Genomic DNA, 17,624 nt, shown 5'->3' with positions numbered 1-17,624 from the left:
CCGCCTCGCTATATCCCCGTCATACTTCAGGTTGCATGGGCGTTGGCTTTGTTACCCGGCTCATCCATGATCCTCGCCCTTGCGGGCCACCGCGACACCGCGTTCAAACCTGTTCCGGACAGATTTGTCGCTCACCCCAATCGCTTACTTCAGTAAGCGCCAGGGGACTCTCTGCGTCGCCGCCTTCTGCCACCCGAATTATTTAGGGTATAAATAGTTATTGTTTGGCGAACCACGCGCGCAGCTGCGCTTCGAGTTCATTGATGTCGATGATGTTGGTGATCACCACCAGCTGGCTTTCCGGAACGCTGGCGCTGGCGGCGATGTCTTTAGCCATCACAAATAAATCTGCCGCCCCAGGCGTTGCCGATGAGAGATCGGAGTGTTCAACTTCCGCTTCTATTTCGAGCTTTTTAAGCACCTTTTTAATATTCATTTCAACCATAAAACTACTGCCCAGGCCAGAACCACAAATCGCCATAATTTTCATTGTTATCACCTTTTTTGGGTACAGTTGCTCCGCATCACGTCGGGCGTAATGGGTTATAAATCAGGTTATGAATTAGGTCAGAATCGCGCGATTATCGTTTTAATCTCCTCCAGGGTTTTCGCCTGATGTAATTGATCCATATCTTCATCACTGGAAAATAATTCAGCCAGCGCGGAAATCATCTCGATATGACTATGCTTGTCGGGTGCTGCCAGCATAATAATAATATCGACCGGGTCGAACTCTGCTGAACCAAACGACACGCCCTGTTCCAGCTTCAGCAACGATAAACCCAGGCCTTTGGCTCCTTCCTCCGGCCGCGCATGCGGCATCGCCAGCCCCGGCGCCAGCACATAGTACGGCCCCAGCTTCACGTGCTGTTCCACAATCGCGGTCACATACTCGGGCGCAATAACGCCAGCGTCGAGCAGCGGCCCGGCGCAAATCTCCAGAGCCTGAGGCCACTCTTCCACGCTCTGCCGGAGCGTGATAGTGGAATCAAAGATCCATTTACTGAGCATTTTATCTCCCCCGTCTTTTAGCAAAAGATGGGCAAACTTTATTCAAGCGCACAGCAGTTAGCTGCGATGGCGATCACAAAGATAGCGCTACCAACAGATAACATTCAAAATTGTGATAGCGCTATCAATTCGTAATCATCATATGAAAACGCAGCAAAAATGTGGATTTAAGGCGTATACTCCCTGAAACGTAAAGTGATGGATGCAAATGAAAAGCGTCTGTTCAGCAGGAATGTGTATGTCTCTAACCCGAAAACGGCGTAGTACCGGTAAGGTGACGATCGCCGATGTTGCCCAGCTTGCCGGCGTGGGCACGATGACCGTCTCGCGTGCGCTCCGCACGCCGGAGCAGGTTTCCGATAAGCTTCGCGAAAAAATCGAAGCCGCGGTGCAGGAGCTGGGATATATGCCCAATCTGGCCGCCAGCGCGCTGGCTTCCGCCTCCTCAAGAACGATAGCTATGGTGGTGCCAAATCTTGCCGAAGCGGGCTGCTCCGCAATGTTTGCCGGGCTTCAGCAGGTTCTGCAGCCGGCGGGTTATCAAATCATGCTGGCGGAGTCGCAGCATCGCCTCGAACAGGAAGAGAAGCTGCTGGAAACGCTGCTGGCGTCGAACATCGCGGCCGCCATTCTGCTTAGCGTTGAACATAGCGATACCGTACGCCACTGGCTGAACAACGCGTCGATTCCGGTGATGGAGATGGGCGCCATGCGCGCCGACCCTATTGACATGAATATCGGCATCGATAACGTTGCCGCAATGTTCGAACTCACTGAAATGCTCATCCACCGCGGCTACCAAAATATCGGCCTGCTGTGCGCCAACCAGGAGCAGTGGATTTTTCAGCAGCACCTGCAGGGGTGGTACAAAGCGATGCTGCGCCACCATATGTCGCCGAATCGGGTGATTAACGCCGCGCTCCCCCCCAGTTTTTCCACCGGCGCTTCTCAGCTACCGGAGTTTTTGCTGGCGTGGCCGGAGCTGGATGCGCTGGTCTGCGTTTCGGATGAGCTGGCGTGCGGAGCGCTGTACGAGTGCCAGCGTCGACGTATTAAAGTCCCGGACGATTTGGCGGTAGTCGGCTTCGGAGATAGCGATGTCAGCCGGGTCTGCCAGCCGCCGCTAACCACGATGGCCGTACCGCATCACAAGATTGGTATTGAAGCTGGACGCGCCCTTCTGGAGCGCCTTAATGAAGGCAACTGGAGCGGCAGGAAACCCATCGTCTCCAGTTTATGCCTGCGGGATAGCTGCTAGGCGGCTACTCTTCCTCTTCCTGCTTTTCCGGCTTTGCCGACTCGTTGTTGGCATTGCGGGTCATCCACAGCGCCAGCGCTTTTAACGAGTCCGGGGTGAACTCATCGCAGCGGGCGGTGATCTCTTCCGGCGTCAGCCAGCACACTTCGCTGACCTCCTCTTCCTGCAAAGCAAAGGGGCCGTGCGACACGCAGCTAAACAGGCTTCCCCAGACGCGGCAGTGCTTATCCTCGTAGTAGAACTGACCGTGGTCGGCGAAGGGGACGCCAGCAATGCCCAGCTCCTCTTCGGCCTCGCGACGCGCTGAATCCAGCAACTGCTCGTCAGCCTGCACCACGCCGCCGGCGGTCGCATCCAGCATGCCCGGCTGAAAATCTTTTATTTCGGTACGACGCTGCACCAGAATTTTGCCCATGCCATCATGAACGACAATGTAGGTTGCGCGATGACGCAGACACTGCGCGCGCATTTGCTCGCGGCTGGATTGCGCTATCACCTCATTGTTTTCATTAACGATATCTACCCATTCTGTGCTTGCCAAATCGTTCTGTTCCGCCATCAGGAAACCTTACTTTTTAAAGCGCTCTTGCGGCGCGTCTTTACGGTTGGGGGTAAATTACGGGTTAATTGCCACCTCTGCAATAACCTGATGTTCATCGAGCGCTAAAACCTGCAGCCGATCCCCTTCAAGGAGGCCATAGCTGGCGGGAAATCCCCCTTTGGGGATGCTCACGGAACCGGGGTTAAAGAGAAAAATATCGCCGCGCTTCTCGGCTACCGGAATATGAGTATGACCATAAACCAGGACATCGCCAGCGCAGAGCGGCGGCAATTTTTCGGGGCTGTACAGATGCCCGTGAGTCAGAAACAGCCGATGTTGTTCGGTCAAAACCTGTTGCCAGGGCGCGGTAATGGGAAAGTTCAGCAGCATCTGATCGACTTCGCTGTCGCAGTTGCCGCGTACGGCAATGATGCGCGACGCCGCGCCGTTCAGCTTCCCGGCGACCTCTGCCGGCGCGTAGCCTTCAGGGAGAGCATTACGCGGCCCGTGGTTGAGCACGTCGCCCAGAATAATCAGCCACTGCGCCCCACTCTGCGCAAACCGTTCCAGCACGCGCTCTGCGGCGGGCAGAGAGCCATGAATATCCGATGCAAACATCAGCCGCATTTTTTTATCTCCACGCATTACGATGCCCTATGATAGCGGAACCGCAGACGCGAATCAGCCGGCGCGTTTGGCCGACAGTGCGGCATAGCGCTGAACGGATGCACGCTGCCACTGGAAGGCGGCGTAATCTGCCAGCCTCTCCGGCACCTCATCGCCGTTAAGCGCCAGCCGGTTGAGCATAAGCGCAAGATCGGTATCGGCAATAGACCATTCGCCGAACAAATTGGTGCCGCCGTGGGCCAGCAGCCCGGAAGCGGTCTCGAATAATTTTTCCGCGCTCCTGCGGCCCGCCGCGCTAAGCGCGGGTTTCTTTTGCCCGGCGAAAATCACGTCGGTAGAGCGCTCTTCGCGAATGGGCAGCAGATCGCTGCGCAGCCAGGCCTGAACCTGACGGGCACGGGCTCTCTTTTGCAGATCGTGAGGATAGAGCCGCTCCCATTCCGGCGGCGCAAAGCGCTCGTCGAGATATTCGCTGATAGCGGACGATTCGCTGAGGGCAAAATCGTCAACCTCCAGCAGCGGCACGCGCCGGGTGGCGGAGAATCCTTTCCAGCCCGCCTGCAGGTGCTCGCCGCTATCCAGATTGACGGTTTTAAGGGTGAAAGGCAGGCTCTTCTCCTGCAGGGAAACATACGCTGACATCACGTACGGAGAGAAAAAATCGGCATCGGACCACAGGGTAATAACCGGCTGGCTCATGGCATCCTCGACAAATAATGGGGCGATAAATCAACATATCCTGTCTTCTGAGGGATGTCACTTATCGCACCATGAGGATTTCGCACTAGCCGACGAGCAGCGTTTTCGGCTCCAGATAGGCCTGCATTCCCCATTTCCCCATCTCGCGCCCCACCCCGGATTGCTTGAACCCGCCAAACGGCGCCTGCGGCTCATGTTCGAGAGTGTTGACCAGCACGCGCCCGGACTCAATCGCCAGAGCCACCTCCGTACCGCGCTGACGATCGCCGCATAACACCAGCGCGCTCAGGCCGTACGCGGTGTCGTTGGCAATCGCAATCGCCTCGGCCTCATCCTGATAAGGAATAATGACCAGCACCGGGCCAAAAATCTCTTCCCGCGCAATACGCATCTGATTATGCACATCGCTGAACACGGTCGGCTTAACGCACCAGCCTTTTTCCATGCCCTGCGGCCGACCGACGCCGCCCGTCAGCAGCCTGGCGCCCTCCCGCTGGCCCAGGCGGATATAATCCTGCACCCGCTGCCACTGCTTATGGCTGACCATCGGGCCAATCGCGGTCTGCGGATCGCGCGGGTCGCCAGAAATATAGTCAGCCGCCACGGCCTGCACGATAGCCTGCTCAAACTCGGCCTGGCGCCGCGCGGGGAGCAAAATACGCGTCCCGGCAACGCACGCCTGCCCGCTGTTCATAAACCCGGCCGCCAGCGCCAGCGGAACCGCCAGCTGTATATCCGCATCATTAAGAATGACGGTGGGCGACTTGCCCCCAAGCTCCAGCGTCACGCGCTTCAGCGTTTGCGCCCCGCTTTCGATAATATGCTTGCCGACAGCGGTTGAGCCGGTAAATGAAATTTTCGCGATATCGGGGTGATGGTTGATAACGTCCCCCACGATCTCCCCGCGCCCGGTGACGATGTTAAATACGCCCGCCGGGATCCGGGCCGCGTGTAGCGCTTCGCTAATAATTTGCGTCTGCCAGGCGCTCATCTCGCTCGGCTTAATCACCGCCGTACAGCCTGCCGCCATCGCCGTCGCCAGCTTGCTGCAAATAAAACCGGCATCGCTGTTCCACGGCGTAATCAATCCCGCGACGCCGACCGGCGTCATCACCACCTGGGCTCGGCCGGCCTGCTCGACAAACTCAAAGCGCTCCAGCGTCGCCATCGCCTGCCTGATAGTTTGCGCCGGCCACGCCGCCATCCATTGCGAACGAGAAGCCGGCGCGCCGTATTCCGTCACAATGGCTTCCAGCAAATCGGCTTCCCGCGCCTGAACGGCCTGATACATACGTTCCAGCACGGCCAAACGCTCCTCTTTCGTCGTCCGCGACCACGCCGGAAATGCCGCTTTTGCCGCGGCAATCGCCCGCTCTGCATCCTGTTCATCGGCCAGCCGCACCAGGCCAATCGCCTCTTCGGTCCTCGGGTTAAACAGCGCAAACTCTTCGCTACCGTGCGGCGTGACAAACTGGCCGTTGATATAAATTTGATCGATGTTGTGCATAATGATTTCTCCATCCTGCTTGATACCCGGGAGTATAGAGTCGTCTTATTGCCGCGATAAGAGGGTATAATCAGCACAACCTGTTACGAAAATCGGGATAATTATGCAGCGTAGCGGTATTACTGAACTCGAAGTCCTCCTCGCCGTCGCGCATCGGCAAAGCTTTCGCGCGGCTGCCCGGGAGCTGGGGATGTCGGTTACCGCCGTCAGCAACGCCGTTGCCGGGCTGGAGGCTCGCCTCAACGTGCGCCTGTTTAATCGTACGACCCGCAGCGTCGCGCTGACCGACGCCGGACAGCGTTACGTTGAGCGTATAGCGCCCGCCGTGGCTGAAATCCGACGCGCCTCGGAGGAAGTCGCCACCCAGCCTGAAATGCCGAGCGGAACCCTGCGGATCAACGCGCCGCGCGAAAGCGTTGCTCTGCTGTTTGATATTTTCGAGGCCTTCCTCAAACGCTATCCGGTAATGCGCCTCGACATCACCACCGAATCCCGGCTGGTGGATATCGTTGCCGAAGGCTATGACGCGGGGATCCGCCTCGCAGAATCGCTGCCGCAGGATATGATTGCCGTCGCCCTGACGCCCGACGCGCGGATGCTGATCGTCGCAACCCCGGACTACTTTGCCCGACACGGCGTTCCGCACGGTCCGGACGATCTTATGCGTCATCAGGGGATTGGCATGCGCATGTCGCATGGCGGAATTTATCGCTGGGAGCTGGAGCGGGATGGGCAAAAAGTAGCGCTTAACGTCCCGCCGCGCATTATTCTGAGCGAGATGCAGGCCATCCACCGCGCGGCGCTGGCGGGTATCGGACTGGCGTTTATCTCTGACTGGTTTATCCAGGACGATCTTGCCAGCGGCAGGCTCATCAGCGTGATGGGCGACTGGTGCCCTTCATTTGGCGGCCTGTCCCTCTACTATCCGGGCCGCCGCCATATTCCGCCCGGACTGCAGGCGTTTATCGCGCTGGTGCGCGAAATGGGAGTTCCCCCCACAACAACGCGCTGAATTTATCCCCCTACGCTCCCGCAATACGCCAGGTCGCCTATACTCGAAAAATTGGCGACCCACGACGGCGGGAGACATCATGATCGATCTTTACTACGCACCCACCCCAAACGGCCAAAAAATCGTTCTGTTCCTCGAAGAGGCTCAGCTGGCCTATCGGCTGATTCGGGTCGATATCACCAAAGGCGAACAGTTCCGCCCGCAGTTTCTCAGCCTCTCACCCAATAATAAAATCCCGGCGATAGTCGACCACGTTCCCGTTGACGGCGGCGCGCCGCTGAGCCTGTTCGAATCCGGGGCCATTCTGCTCTATCTCGCCGAGAAATCGGCAAAGCTGCTGAGCGGCGAGCTGCGCGAGCGCCACGTTACGCTGCAGTGGCTGTTCTGGCAGGTGGGCGGACTGGGGCCGATGCTGGGGCAAAATCAGCACTTCAACCATTCGGCACCGCAGACGGTTCCCTATGCCATTGAGCGCTATCAGGTGGAAACGCAGCGGCTATATAGCGTACTCAACCGGCGTCTGGAGGTCAGCCCGTGGCTCGGCGGCGAGCGCTACAGCATTGCCGATATCGCCTGCTGGCCGTGGATTAACGCGCATCAGCGCCAGCGTATCGATCTCGCAAATTTCCCGGCGGTACATAACTGGTTTGAGCGTATTCGCCAGCGCCCTGCAACCGCCGAGGCGTTGCTGAAAATTCAGCAATCTTAACCCCCTGCTCGCACGACCTGCTTTCATGTATGATTGCGGAAATTACAACACGGAGGAAGCCTGCAATGTCTCAGCCAGACGCCATTATTCGTATAAAGAACCTACGCTTGCGTACTTTTATTGGTATTAAAGAGGAAGAGATTGCTAACCGTCAGGATGTGGTGGTAAACGTCGCCATTCACTACCCGGCGGATCAATCCCGCAACAGCGAAGATATCAACGATGCGCTGAATTACCGCACCATCACCAAGCGCATCATCAGCCATATTGAGAATAACCGCTTCTCCTTACTGGAAAAATTAACTCAGGATGTGCTCGATATCGCATGCGAACATCACTGGGTCACTTATGCTGAAGTTGAGATCGATAAACTTTATGCACTCCGCTACGCCGACTCGGTATCAATGACCATGAGCTGGCGGCGGTAGGCTTCTTAGGGAGGCGCTATGAAGATTCTGCTTACTGGCGGTACCGGCCTGATTGGTCGGCATCTCATCCCCCGGCTTCTGGAGCTGGGGCATAACGTAACGGTCTCCACGCGCAGCCCGGAAAAAGCCCGGTCCCGGCTCGATCCCCGCGTCACGCTGTGGCGCGGCTTTGACAATCGCCAGCATCTCAACGAAATTGACGCGGTTATCAATCTGGCGGGCGAGCCGATCGCCGACAAACGCTGGACGGCGGAGCAAAAACAGCGCCTGTGCCACAGCCGCTGGGATATCACGCAACAGCTGGCCGCGCTCATCAACGCCAGCGACACCCCGCCTGCGGTGCTGATTAGCGGCTCTGCGGCAGGTTATTATGGTGACCTGGGGGAAGTCGTCGTCACCGAAGAAGAGCCGCCGCACAATGAGTTCACCCACAAACTCTGCGCCCGCTGGGAACAGCTGGCCTGCGAAGCGCAAAGCGACCGCACCCGCGTCTGCCTTTTACGCACCGGCGTCGTGCTGGCATCGAGAGGCGGCATCCTTGCCAAAATGACTCCGGCGTTTAAGCTCGGCCTCGGTGGCCCTATCGGCAGCGGCAGGCAGTATCTGGCATGGATCCATATCGACGATATGGTTAACGGTATTCTGTGGCTGCTGGATAACGACCTGCGCGGCCCCTTTAACATGGTTTCGCCTTATCCGGTACGTAACGAACAGTTCGCCCACGCGCTTGGGCAGGCGCTAAATCGCCCGGCAATTTTTCGCGTCCCGGCGGCGGCGATACGCCTGCTAATGGGTGAATCGTCGGTACTGGTACTCGGCGGCCAGCGTGCGTTGCCAAAACGCCTGGAAGCCGCCGGCTTTGGCTTTCGCTGGTACGATCTGGATGAGGCGTTAAAAGACGTCCTCGGGTAAACGCGCCGCATTTTTAATCCCAGGGGATTTGCCAGTCTCCTGGGACTCCCCTGATGGCCTGTCGCCCGTGGAAGCCATCTCGCAGTAATCCAATCTCCTGCCGCTGTTCCCTTATCACCGTGAAGCTCATTCCAGCTTCCTTTCCCGCTCTCTGTCATAACGTCCCGGTGTCTGTTTTTTCAGCACAACACTGTTGACAACCGTCAACACAACGTTCAGTATCAGAGGACGCATTGATGAAGGAACATCCGGATAAACACATCAGAGCCGCCATCGAATATGCCCGCACACGGGGGTGGATTTTTATCGCTGGCGGGAAGAGCGCGCACTGCTTCGGACGACTCAGGTGCGGGACGGCTAATCATCGTGAACATATGATGAGCATCTGGTCGACCCCTGCCGTTCCCGAGAATCACGCCAGGCAAATTATCAGGATGGTCGACCGCTGCCGTTCAACGTCGGCGGCTCGGTTTAATCATAAGGAGCGCAAACTATGACCCTCTATAACTTTACCCTAACGCTATCAGGCGTTAGCGCCCATACGCCAGGTCTTGAGGACGCGCTGCATCACGCCGGTTGTGCTGACGCACTGGTTTGTTTTTACGCCACGGCGGTGTATCTGGAATTCGATCGCGAAAGCGAATCGCTCGAACAGGCGATTCTGTCTGCCATCGATAACATCGAATCCGCATCGGAGCTGAATGCCCGGGTCGAGTCCGTCGACGCTACGCTGGTAGGCTTAAGCGACATAGCCGAACTCACCGGTCTTTCACGACAGGCCGTTGCCCTGCTAAAAGACGGGGCGCGAGGCTCCGGCAAATTTCCCGGCCCCGTACAGCGCGTAAAAGGCAACTCGCCGCTGTGGCGCTGGAAAACCATTGTCGGCTGGCTGGTCGCGGAAGCGAGAATTGCGGCGGACTCGCCGCTGGTGGCGCACGCAGAGGTCCTCGACAGCCTGAATCTGGCCCTGCAGCTGCGGGCCTCTCGCCAGAGCGAAACCGTGCTGCACTATTTTCACGGGCTCGACAAGCCGCTACCGACCTCACCAGCCGCCGGATAACCGCCGCCACGATCGGTACAGGATCATGTTATCCGGTACTTTCTGGTGTTAAGGTGAACCCACGATCCACCGTAATGGCCCGCTTATGATTACGCTAACCACCCCGCGCCTGCTGCTCTCTCCGTTCACCGAATCCGACTGGCCCTTTTTCCTGCGCCTGCGTAGCGATCGCCAGGTGATGCGCTTTATGGGCCCCATTCTTGACGAGACGGCGCTGCGAAACGTGTTCGATGCGCGCCGTGAAGCATCCGGCGTATTCGTGTTACGCGATAGCCGCGGCGAGGCTCTTGGCGATATCGGCCTGCGCATCAGTAGTAAGAATCCGCACGAAGCCGATGTCGGCTATGCCCTGCTGCCTGAGGCGCAGGGGAAAGGCTATGCCAGCGAAGCGCTGAAGGAGATTTGCCGCTACGGATTTACCCGGCTCGGCATCAACGCGATTAATGCGTGGGTCATCGGGGATAATTCAGGCTCTTCGCGGCTGCTGGAAAGACACGGTTTCCGGCGGATCCAGATCCTGGAGAAGGCGTGGCATCTGGACGGCGTTGACTACGATGACTGGATCTATCGCCTGGAGCGCTGATCCTGCCCCGGCAGAGTATATCTACCCCGCCGGGGAGAGCGCGAAATTTACTTCAACGAGCCTTTGAGGAACTGCTGCAAACGCGGGCTTTTCGGATTACCGAAAACCTCATCGGGATGACCTTCCTCTTCAATCTTGCCCTGATGGAGGAAAATAACGTGCGAGGAGACGTGGCGGGCAAAGCCCATTTCATGCGTCACCACCACCATCGTTTTCCCCTCTTCCGCCAGCTGCTGCATGATGCGCAGCACTTCTCCCACCAGCTCAGGGTCGAGCGCGGAGGTCGGTTCATCGAACAGAAGGACTTCAGGCTCCATCGCCAACGCACGCGCAATGGACACGCGCTGCTGCTGACCGCCAGAGAGATGCACCGGATATTTGATCTGCTGACGCTCGTCGATGCCGACTTTCGCCAGGTACTTTTCTGCCCGTACCCGCGCTTCCTGCTTACTTAGTCCCAGCACCTGGATGGGCGCTTCCATGACGTTTTCCAGCACCGTCATATGGCTCCACAGGTTGAAATGCTGGAATACCATCGTCAGACGGGTGCGCAGCAGGCGCAGCTGGTTTTTATCCGCCACCTTGAGCTGACCATCCTTGTCGCGAACCAGGCCAATATTCTGCCCGCTAACAACAATCGTGCCTTCGCTCGGTTTCTCAAGAAAGTTAATACAGCGCAAAAAGGTACTTTTACCGGAACCCGATGAGCCGATGATACTGATAACGTCCCCGGCTTCTGCCCGCATCGAGACACCTTTCAGTACCTCATGCTCGCCGTAACGTTTATGGAGATCGATAACGTTTAATTTATTGTCGGACATGGCGTTCTCAGTGCGTCGAAGAAGGTTTTATATGCTGCAGCCAGCGCTTTTCCGCCTTGCGGAACAGGCTAATCAGCACATACGAGATAATTAAGTACAGCACCGCGGCAATGCCGAAGGCGGTAAACGGCTGATAGGTCGCCGAGTTAATATCACGAGCAATTTTCAGCAGATCCGGCACCGTGGCGGTAAAGGCCAGCGCGGTGGAGTGCAGCATCAGAATCACTTCATTACTGTACGCCGGCAGCGCGATGCGCAGCGCGGAGGGTAGAATAATGCAGCGATACAGTTTGGCCGATGAAAAACCATACGCCCGCGCCGCCTCAATCTCTCCGGCGGGGACCGAACGAATCGCCCCGGCAAAAATCTCCGTCGTATAGGCGCAGGTATTCAGCGTCAGTGCCAGCACCGTACAGTTCAGCCCGCTGCGGAAAAAGGCGTTCAGCAGCTCGGTGCCTTTGACAATTTCCAGCGTGTACATACCGGAGTAAAACACCAGCAGCTGCACGTAGAGCGGCGTACCGCGGAAAATATAGGTAAAAAGCCAGATCGGAAACTGAATGTATTTATTGCTGGAGACGCGCCCGATGGCGAGAAAAATCGCCAGCACGCCGCCCATAACCACCGAGGTGATTAACAGCCACAGCGTGATTGCGACGCCGGTAAAGCGGTAGCCGTCGGTCCACAGCAGGGATTTCCAGTACTCCTGAATAATCTCAATCACAGGTCAGCCCTCTTCACGCCCACGGTATAACGGCGTTCAAGCAGCAGCAGCACACCATTGGAAATCGTTGTAAATACGAGATAAATCAGGCCGCAGACGATGGCAAAATAGAAGGGCTGCCAGGTACTTTTCCCCGCCAGCTGCGTCGCTTTAACCACATCCTCCAGCCCCAGCAGCGAAACCAGCGCCGTGGCTTTCAGGATAACCTGCCAGTTGTTGCCGATCCCCGGCAGCGCATAGCGCATCATCGCCGGGAACAGAATACGCCGGAACGTCTGCCCGCCGCTAAAACCAAAGGCGGTCGCCGCTTCGATATGTCCTTTCGGTACCGCGAGGAAAGCGCCACGAAAGGTTTCCGTAAAGTACGCGCCGTAGATAAAGCCCAGAGTGATAATGCCCGCAATCATCGGGTCGATATCAAACTGCGACATACCTAGCGCATCGGTGAGAGCGTTCAGCGCGATCTGCAGCCCGTAGAAAATCAGCAGCATCAGCACCAGATCCGGCACGCCACGAATTAAGGTGGTGTAACCTTCAAATACCAGCGCCAGCGGTCGATTGCTCGATAGCTTCGCGCCAGCGCCAGCCAGACCAATCAGGACCGCCAGCACAACCGAACTAAGGGCCAGCTCCAGCGTGACAAGAGCGCCCTGCAATATTACCTGTGAAAACCCGTACAGCATGCTGTCTGCCCTGTCTATCATCGACCACCGCGCGCTAAAATACGCGCGGTGGCGTACGCGTGATGGTTAGTCGCCGTACACGTTAAAATCGAAATATTTTTTCGCCAGCTTGTCGTAGGTGCCATCTTTGCGCATTTCAGCGAAGGCTTTGTTCAGCGCTTCGCGCAGCTCGTTGTCCTCTTTACGCAGGCCCATGCCGGTGCCGACGCCAAACAGCTTTTCGTCCTTAATGGACGGGCCGCCGAACTGATAGTCTTTCCCTACCGGCTGCTTGAGGAAGCCTTCACTTGCGGCCACTTCATCCTGGAACGCAGCGTCAATGCGGCCGGCGGTCAGGTCGGAATAGATATTGTCCTGACCCTGATAGGAGACAATCTCAATCCCTTTTGGCGCCCAGTGTTCGTTGCCGTAAGTTTCCTGCGTTGTGCCCTGCAGCACGCCGATACGCTTGCCCTTCAGGAGGGTAAGATCCGGCGTAATATCGCTGCCCTTTTTCACCACCAGGCGGGAATCGGCGGCATAAAGTTTGTCGGTGAAGGCAATTTCCTGCTGGCGTTTTTCAGTAATAGAAAGCGAAGACATAATCGCATCGATTTTCTTCGCTTTTAAAGATGGGATCAGCGCATCCAGCGGGTTTTCAATGAAGGTACATTGCGTATTGATGCGCTTACACAGCTCTTTGGCCAGATCGATGTCAAAACCAATCAACTCACCCTGGGCATTTTTCGATTCAAACGGGGCATAAGTTGGATCTGTACCGATACGAACCTTTTGCGGAATGGCTGCGAATACCGTGGAAACGCTGGAAAGGGCCAGCGCTAAAGAAAGAGACAACGCCAGTTTTTTCATAACTATCCTCAACAAACTGTCATTCTAATGGGTTTATTAGAAGTACTTAAGCCAGTTATCGTGCCACTTTTCTCCCCGATAAGGCAAAACATTCTGCGCCGGGGAGCAAATTTTTTCGCATCAGAAACGCTTAACTATGCAATTTTTGCACCAAAATGAGACGACGAGACGACCAATGCACCAATAAGGGGCATAGATAGCTATCGCGAATCTAAAAGGCCCGGTATACCGGGCCAGCAGCACGCTTAGTCACCGTAAACGTTAAAGTCGAAGTACTTCTTCGCCATCTTGTCGTAGGTGCCGTCTTTACGCATTTCACCCAACGCTTTGTCGAAGGCGGCTTTCAGCTCGCCGTCCGTCTTGCGCAGGCCAATGCCGGTGCCATCACCGAAGAACTGTTTGTCTTTTACGGAAGGACCGGCAAACGCGAAATCTTTGCCGGCAGGCTGTTTGAGGAACCCTTCGCTGGCGGCCACTTCATCCTGCAGCGCGGCGTCGAGGCGACCGGCGGCGAGGTCAGAGTAAATCAGGTCCTGGTTCTGATAGGCCACCACATCAACGCCTTTGCTGCGCCAGCGTTCGTTGCCGTAAGACTCCTGAGTCGAGCCCTGCAGTACGCCAACGTGTTTGCCTTTCAGCGATTCCAGCGTCGGCTGGATGGTGGAGCCTTTCTGCGCAATCAGGCGGGAGTCTGCGGCATAAAGCTTGTCAGAGAAGGCAATCTCCTGCTGACGTTTTTCGGTAATCGATAATGAAGAGATGATGGCGTCAATTTTCTTCGCCTTCAGCGACGGGATCAGTGAATCAAAATCACTCCCTACCCAGGTACATTTTACCTTGATACGCGAACAGAGTTCATTGCCCAAATCGATGTCAAAGCCGACGAAATCACCTTTGGCATCCTTAGAGGAAAATGGCGCGTAGGTGGCATCGGTGCCGATGCGGATGCTTTGCGGCAGAGCTGCAAAGACGCTGGAAGCACTGCTAATTCCCATAATTAAAGAGAGGGCCAGGATCGTCTTCTTCATACAATACCCTTAAGTGTCGTGATGTTGTTATGCGGTGCGTTGTTTAGTTATGTGTAGTGCCGACGTATCCTGCAGTTTTTGTGCCATTTTCTCAGTGCGTGCTGGAAACAGCGTTAAATTTGTTAATATAAAGTTGCAGAATTGTCTTGAAAGGGAAGATAGCAGTATTAACGGAGAAACCGCAGCGTCGAAACGCAAAAAAACAAATTAAATGTTGAGGATTTGATCGGGGCGACAAAATTGCACCATCGGGGCGCAAAGAATCATAAAGCGCACTATTTTAGCGCGCGCCTATGCCCCTTGCCAGCGAGCGAACAGGTCCTGCGGCAGAGTGATATCGAACTGATCGATGACGCGATTGACCGTCTGGTTGATAACGTCGTCCAGGGTTTGCGGACGATGGTAGAAGGCCGGAACCGGCGGCATGATAACCGCGCCCATTTCCGCCGCCTGGACCAGAAGGCGCAGGTGTCCGAGGTGGAACGGCGTTTCGCGCACACAGAGCACCAGCGGGCGGCGCTCTTTCAGCACCACGTCCGCCGCCCGGGTCATCAGGCCATCGGTGTAGCTATGAACAATGCCTGAAAGCGTTTTCATCGAGCAGGGTAAAATCACCATCCCGGCCGTTTTAAACGAGCCGGAAGAGATGCTGGCGGCGATATCGCGGGCATCATGGACAACGTCAGCCAGCCCCTGAACTTCACGCAGCGAATAGTCGGTCTCAAGGGCCAGAGTCTGCCGCGCCGCCTGGCTCATGATCAGATGGGTTTCAACATCCGCGACATCGCGCAATACCTGGAGCAGCCGCACGCCGTAAACGGCACCGCTGGCGCCAGAAATTCCAATGATAAGTCGTTTCACGATGATTGCCCCTTCTGCTTAGTGTCGCAGACTTTGCCGGATTATAGCACCGGACGCAAGTTCGGTGGCCCGCTAACCGGGGCCCGAAAAACAAAAAGCCCGCAGTCTGACGACGGCGGGCTTTGACAACAAAGGCGTGGTTTAGCCTTCGTTATGCATCTCTAAGTTTTCCACTTCGTTCTGACGCTGCACCGCTTTAGCATCGTCGTTACGCAGGGAGTCGAGATAATCGAGGTACTGCTGATCGACGTCCTTAGTGACGTACACACCGTTAAATACCGAACATTCAAACTGCTGAATATCTGGATTCTCGGCCCGCACGGCGTCGATCAGATCGTTCAGATCCTGGAAGATTAGGCCGTCAGCGCCGATGATCTGCCGAATTTCGTCAACTTCACGACCGTGGGCAATCAGCTCGGTGGCCGTCGGCATATCGATGCCGTAGACGTTCGGGAAGCGAATCTCCGGCGCAGCGGAAGCCAGATAGACCTTCTTCGCGCCCGCTTCGCGCGCCATCTCGATAATCTGTTCCGAGGTCGTGCCGCGAACGATGGAGTCATCGACCAGCAGGACGTTTTTATCACGGAACTCGGCGCGGTTAGCGTTGAGCTTACGACGTACTGATTTACGACGCAGCTGCTGGCCCGGCATGATAAAAGTACGGCCGACATAGCGGTTTTTGACGAAGCCCTGACGATAAGGCTTGTCGAGAATACGGGCAATTTCCAGCGCGATATCGCAGGAGGTTTCCGGAATCGGGATGACCACGTCAATGTCCAGATCTTCCCATTCGCGGGCAATTTTCTCGCCCAGCTTAGTCCCCATATTCACGCGAGCGCTATAGACGGAGATCTTATCGATGAAGGAGTCCGGACGGGCAAAATAGACGTACTCAAACAGGCACGGGTTGCTGACCGGGTTCTCCGCACACTGGCGGGTAAACAGCTGGCCTTTTTCGGTGATGTACACCGCTTCTCCCGGCGCAACGTCGCGCAGGAACTCGAAGCCCAGAGTATCCAGCGCCACGCTTTCGGAGGCCACCATGTACTCGGTACGGCCGTCGCCAATATCACGCTTGCCCAGTACCAGCGGGCGAATACCGTTCGGATCGCGAAACGCAACCATACCGTGGCCGATAATCATCGCCACGCAGGCATAGGCGCCACGAATCTGCCGATTGGTCGCAGCAATTGCCGCAAAGATATTGTCGGCTTCCAGCGGATAATGGCGGAAGTTATCCAGCTCGCTGGCGAAAATATTGAGCAGAATTTCAGAATCGGAGGTGGTGTTGATGTGGCGGCGTTTTTCTTCAAACAGCTTTTTACGCAGCTCGTGAGCGTTGGTCAGGTTACCGTTATGCGCCAACGTAATGCCATACGGCGAGTTAACGTAGAAAGGCTGAGCCTCGGAGGCGCTGGAGCTGCCAGCCGTAGGGTAACGGACGTGGCCGATCCCCATGTTGCCCTGCATACGCTGCATGTGGCGAGCCTCAAAAATATCGCTCACCAGCCCGTTTGCCTTACGCAAGCGGAAGCAATTATTTGCATCAATGGTGATGATGCCTGCGGCATCCTGGCCACGATGCTGAAGCACCGTTAACGCGTCATAAATCGACTGGTTTACCGGCATAACACCGGCGATACCGACAATACCGCACATACGTCTTTTCCTCGTTCAGCTACATCCCAACGCTTATGCTTTGGGCAAGAAACTTGACGAGCTCTGCAGATAGTCAAAAAACCATCTGATAACGAAACTGAACTGCGGGATAAGCTCCGACTTTTGCCAGTCTTCGCTTTTCGCCATACCGGTAAAACTATCGAGAAAGAACAGGATCGCAGAGACAATCAGCACGCCACGAAGGGCGCCGAAGCAGATCCCTAACACCCTGTCGGTACCCGACAGGCCGGTTTTCTCTACCAGTGCGCTAATCACGTAGTTAACGATAGCGCCGACGATAAGCGTTGCGATAAACAGTATCGCGATAGCAATCCCATTGCGGACCATTTCGTCTTCAAAGCCCGTGAACCAGACAGCCAGGTAAGTGTAGTAATGACTGGCAACAAAGAAAGCACATCCCCAGGTTACCAGCGATAACGCTTCACGAACAAAGCCGCGGATCAGGCTTACCAGACAGGAAAAACCAATCACCGCAATAATGGCGTAATCAATCCAGACCATATACATCCTACGATTTTACGCCCTGTCGTCCGGTTCGGGGCGCATTCTAACAGAAAAAGAAAACGTTTGCGTAGGGATTTCCGTGCCCTACAGAAATAAAAATGGCGCTGAAAAAACATTCAACGCCATG

The 17,624-nt window shown here is 56.0% G+C and carries 22 protein-coding genes; 8 read left to right on the top strand and 14 right to left on the bottom strand.

Annotation, left to right across the window (positions count from 1 at the left end):
- Positions 1-217: 217 nt before the first annotated feature.
- Positions 218-490 (bottom strand): PTS sugar transporter subunit IIB, encoded by a 273-nt coding sequence (locus tag QFI97_RS09125; RefSeq protein WP_041146575.1) that lies wholly within the window; start codon positions 488-490, stop codon positions 218-220.
- 77 nt (positions 491-567) lie between these two features.
- A complete protein-coding gene (locus QFI97_RS09120) occupies positions 568-1,011 on the bottom strand; it encodes a PTS sugar transporter subunit IIA (protein ID WP_095100556.1) in 444 nt (147 codons plus the stop codon).
- Positions 1,012-1,249: 238 nt separating this feature from the next.
- Here QFI97_RS09120 and QFI97_RS09115 point away from each other — a divergent pair, with 238 nt between their 5' ends.
- Complete coding sequence (locus tag QFI97_RS09115) at positions 1,250-2,269, top strand: LacI family DNA-binding transcriptional regulator (RefSeq protein WP_041146577.1); 1,020 nt, start codon at positions 1,250-1,252, stop codon at positions 2,267-2,269.
- A 4-nt stretch (positions 2,270-2,273) separates the two neighbouring features.
- Here QFI97_RS09115 and yfcD read toward each other — a convergent pair whose 3' ends face one another.
- From yfcD to QFI97_RS09095, 4 genes are all read right to left on the bottom strand, one after another.
- A complete protein-coding gene (gene yfcD / locus QFI97_RS09110; RefSeq protein WP_095100554.1) occupies positions 2,274-2,828 on the bottom strand; it encodes an NUDIX hydrolase YfcD in 555 nt (184 codons plus the stop codon).
- 57 nt (positions 2,829-2,885) lie between these two features.
- A complete protein-coding gene (gene yfcE, locus QFI97_RS09105; protein ID WP_095100552.1) occupies positions 2,886-3,437 on the bottom strand; it encodes a phosphodiesterase in 552 nt (183 codons plus the stop codon).
- A gap of 54 nt (positions 3,438-3,491) precedes the next feature.
- Positions 3,492-4,136 (bottom strand): glutathione transferase, encoded by a 645-nt coding sequence (gene yfcF, locus QFI97_RS09100; protein ID WP_095100550.1) that lies wholly within the window; start codon positions 4,134-4,136, stop codon positions 3,492-3,494.
- 85 nt (positions 4,137-4,221) lie between these two features.
- Entirely contained in the window at positions 4,222-5,643 is a 1,422-nt protein-coding gene (locus QFI97_RS09095) for an aldehyde dehydrogenase family protein (protein WP_346430969.1), read from the bottom strand.
- A 103-nt stretch (positions 5,644-5,746) separates the two neighbouring features.
- Between QFI97_RS09095 and QFI97_RS09090 the strand changes: the two genes are divergently transcribed.
- The 6 genes from QFI97_RS09090 (at position 5,747) to QFI97_RS09060 (ending at position 10,347) form a co-directional block, all read left to right on the top strand.
- Complete coding sequence (locus QFI97_RS09090; protein ID WP_346430968.1) at positions 5,747-6,655, top strand: LysR family transcriptional regulator; 909 nt, start codon at positions 5,747-5,749, stop codon at positions 6,653-6,655.
- A 79-nt stretch (positions 6,656-6,734) separates the two neighbouring features.
- Complete coding sequence (yfcG, locus tag QFI97_RS09085) at positions 6,735-7,364, top strand: GSH-dependent disulfide bond oxidoreductase (RefSeq protein ID WP_346430967.1); 630 nt, start codon at positions 6,735-6,737, stop codon at positions 7,362-7,364.
- 65 nt (positions 7,365-7,429) lie between these two features.
- Positions 7,430-7,792 (top strand): dihydroneopterin triphosphate 2'-epimerase, encoded by a 363-nt coding sequence (folX, locus tag QFI97_RS09080; protein ID WP_041146583.1) that lies wholly within the window; start codon positions 7,430-7,432, stop codon positions 7,790-7,792.
- Between the two features lie 18 nt (positions 7,793-7,810).
- Positions 7,811-8,704: a TIGR01777 family oxidoreductase gene (locus QFI97_RS09075; protein ID WP_095100542.1), complete on the top strand. Its 894-nt coding sequence runs from the start codon at positions 7,811-7,813 to the stop codon at positions 8,702-8,704.
- Positions 8,705-9,197: 493 nt separating this feature from the next.
- A complete protein-coding gene (locus QFI97_RS09065; protein ID WP_346430966.1) occupies positions 9,198-9,764 on the top strand; it encodes a helix-turn-helix transcriptional regulator in 567 nt (188 codons plus the stop codon).
- Between the two features lie 85 nt (positions 9,765-9,849).
- Positions 9,850-10,347, top strand: coding sequence for a GNAT family N-acetyltransferase (locus QFI97_RS09060; protein ID WP_095100536.1), 498 nt, complete (start codon positions 9,850-9,852; stop codon positions 10,345-10,347).
- 47 nt (positions 10,348-10,394) lie between these two features.
- Here QFI97_RS09060 and hisP read toward each other — a convergent pair whose 3' ends face one another.
- From hisP to argT, 5 genes are all read right to left on the bottom strand, one after another.
- Complete coding sequence (gene hisP / locus QFI97_RS09055; protein WP_095100534.1) at positions 10,395-11,168, bottom strand: histidine ABC transporter ATP-binding protein HisP; 774 nt, start codon at positions 11,166-11,168, stop codon at positions 10,395-10,397.
- Positions 11,169-11,175: 7 nt separating this feature from the next.
- Positions 11,176-11,892, bottom strand: coding sequence for an ABC transporter permease (locus tag QFI97_RS09050; RefSeq protein WP_095100531.1), 717 nt, complete (start codon positions 11,890-11,892; stop codon positions 11,176-11,178).
- On the bottom strand, positions 11,889-12,575 hold the full coding sequence (locus tag QFI97_RS09045; RefSeq protein WP_095100529.1) for a histidine ABC transporter permease HisQ: 687 nt from the start codon (positions 12,573-12,575) through the stop codon (positions 11,889-11,891). The genes QFI97_RS09050 and QFI97_RS09045 overlap by 4 nt, the downstream gene beginning before the upstream one ends.
- A 66-nt stretch (positions 12,576-12,641) precedes the next feature.
- Positions 12,642-13,424 carry a histidine ABC transporter substrate-binding protein HisJ gene (gene hisJ, locus QFI97_RS09040; protein WP_095100527.1) on the bottom strand — a complete coding sequence of 261 codons (783 nt, stop codon included), beginning with the start codon at positions 13,422-13,424 and terminating at the stop codon, positions 12,642-12,644.
- 245 nt (positions 13,425-13,669) lie between these two features.
- On the bottom strand, positions 13,670-14,452 hold the full coding sequence (argT, locus tag QFI97_RS09035) for a lysine/arginine/ornithine ABC transporter substrate-binding protein ArgT (RefSeq protein ID WP_095100525.1): 783 nt from the start codon (positions 14,450-14,452) through the stop codon (positions 13,670-13,672).
- Positions 14,453-14,501: 49 nt separating this feature from the next.
- Here argT and QFI97_RS09030 point away from each other — a divergent pair, with 49 nt between their 5' ends.
- Positions 14,502-14,663, top strand: coding sequence for a hypothetical protein (locus tag QFI97_RS09030; protein ID WP_189339865.1), 162 nt, complete (start codon positions 14,502-14,504; stop codon positions 14,661-14,663).
- An 80-nt stretch (positions 14,664-14,743) separates the two neighbouring features.
- On the opposite strand, the gene QFI97_RS09025 is transcribed toward QFI97_RS09030, so the two are convergent.
- From QFI97_RS09025 to cvpA, 3 genes are all read right to left on the bottom strand, one after another.
- Positions 14,744-15,313 (bottom strand): UbiX family flavin prenyltransferase, encoded by a 570-nt coding sequence (locus tag QFI97_RS09025; RefSeq protein WP_095100523.1) that lies wholly within the window; start codon positions 15,311-15,313, stop codon positions 14,744-14,746.
- Positions 15,314-15,454: 141 nt separating this feature from the next.
- Positions 15,455-16,972: an amidophosphoribosyltransferase gene (gene purF / locus QFI97_RS09020; RefSeq protein ID WP_045856095.1), complete on the bottom strand. Its 1,518-nt coding sequence runs from the start codon at positions 16,970-16,972 to the stop codon at positions 15,455-15,457.
- A 33-nt stretch (positions 16,973-17,005) separates the two neighbouring features.
- Entirely contained in the window at positions 17,006-17,494 is a 489-nt protein-coding gene (gene cvpA / locus QFI97_RS09015; RefSeq protein ID WP_041147709.1) for a colicin V production protein, read from the bottom strand.
- Positions 17,495-17,624: the final 130 nt, after the last annotated feature.

The sequence above is a fragment of the Klebsiella scottii genome (assembly GCF_036561945.1).
Lineage (GTDB): Bacteria > Pseudomonadota > Gammaproteobacteria > Enterobacterales > Enterobacteriaceae > Klebsiella > Klebsiella scottii.
The sequence above is the reverse complement of the archived record's forward strand: the minus strand, read 5'-3'. Positions and strand labels throughout refer to the sequence as shown.

Bases quoted from the DNA above. Each gene is read 5' to 3' on its own strand.
- QFI97_RS09125 (WP_041146575.1), bottom strand. From the start codon at position 490: ATGAAAATTATGGCGATTTGTGGTTCTGGCCTGGGCAGTAGTTTTATG.
- QFI97_RS09120 (WP_095100556.1), bottom strand. From the start codon at position 1,011: ATGCTCAGTAAATGGATCTTTGATTCCACTATCACGCTCCGGCAGAGC.
- QFI97_RS09115 (WP_041146577.1), top strand. From the start codon at position 1,250: ATGTCTCTAACCCGAAAACGGCGTAGTACCGGTAAGGTGACGATCGCC.
- yfcD (WP_095100554.1), bottom strand. From the start codon at position 2,828: ATGGCGGAACAGAACGATTTGGCAAGCACAGAATGGGTAGATATCGTT.
- yfcE (WP_095100552.1), bottom strand. From the start codon at position 3,437: ATGCGGCTGATGTTTGCATCGGATATTCATGGCTCTCTGCCCGCCGCA.
- yfcF (WP_095100550.1), bottom strand. From the start codon at position 4,136: ATGAGCCAGCCGGTTATTACCCTGTGGTCCGATGCCGATTTTTTCTCT.
- QFI97_RS09095 (WP_346430969.1), bottom strand. From the start codon at position 5,643: ATGCACAACATCGATCAAATTTATATCAACGGCCAGTTTGTCACGCCG.
- QFI97_RS09090 (WP_346430968.1), top strand. From the start codon at position 5,747: ATGCAGCGTAGCGGTATTACTGAACTCGAAGTCCTCCTCGCCGTCGCG.
- yfcG (WP_346430967.1), top strand. From the start codon at position 6,735: ATGATCGATCTTTACTACGCACCCACCCCAAACGGCCAAAAAATCGTT.
- folX (WP_041146583.1), top strand. From the start codon at position 7,430: ATGTCTCAGCCAGACGCCATTATTCGTATAAAGAACCTACGCTTGCGT.
- QFI97_RS09075 (WP_095100542.1), top strand. From the start codon at position 7,811: ATGAAGATTCTGCTTACTGGCGGTACCGGCCTGATTGGTCGGCATCTC.
- QFI97_RS09065 (WP_346430966.1), top strand. From the start codon at position 9,198: ATGACCCTCTATAACTTTACCCTAACGCTATCAGGCGTTAGCGCCCAT.
- QFI97_RS09060 (WP_095100536.1), top strand. From the start codon at position 9,850: ATGATTACGCTAACCACCCCGCGCCTGCTGCTCTCTCCGTTCACCGAA.
- hisP (WP_095100534.1), bottom strand. From the start codon at position 11,168: ATGTCCGACAATAAATTAAACGTTATCGATCTCCATAAACGTTACGGC.
- QFI97_RS09045 (WP_095100529.1), bottom strand. From the start codon at position 12,575: ATGCTGTACGGGTTTTCACAGGTAATATTGCAGGGCGCTCTTGTCACG.
- hisJ (WP_095100527.1), bottom strand. From the start codon at position 13,424: ATGAAAAAACTGGCGTTGTCTCTTTCTTTAGCGCTGGCCCTTTCCAGC.
- argT (WP_095100525.1), bottom strand. From the start codon at position 14,452: ATGAAGAAGACGATCCTGGCCCTCTCTTTAATTATGGGAATTAGCAGT.
- QFI97_RS09030 (WP_189339865.1), top strand. From the start codon at position 14,502: ATGTGTAGTGCCGACGTATCCTGCAGTTTTTGTGCCATTTTCTCAGTG.
- purF (WP_045856095.1), bottom strand. From the start codon at position 16,972: ATGTGCGGTATTGTCGGTATCGCCGGTGTTATGCCGGTAAACCAGTCG.
- cvpA (WP_041147709.1), bottom strand. From the start codon at position 17,494: ATGGTCTGGATTGATTACGCCATTATTGCGGTGATTGGTTTTTCCTGT.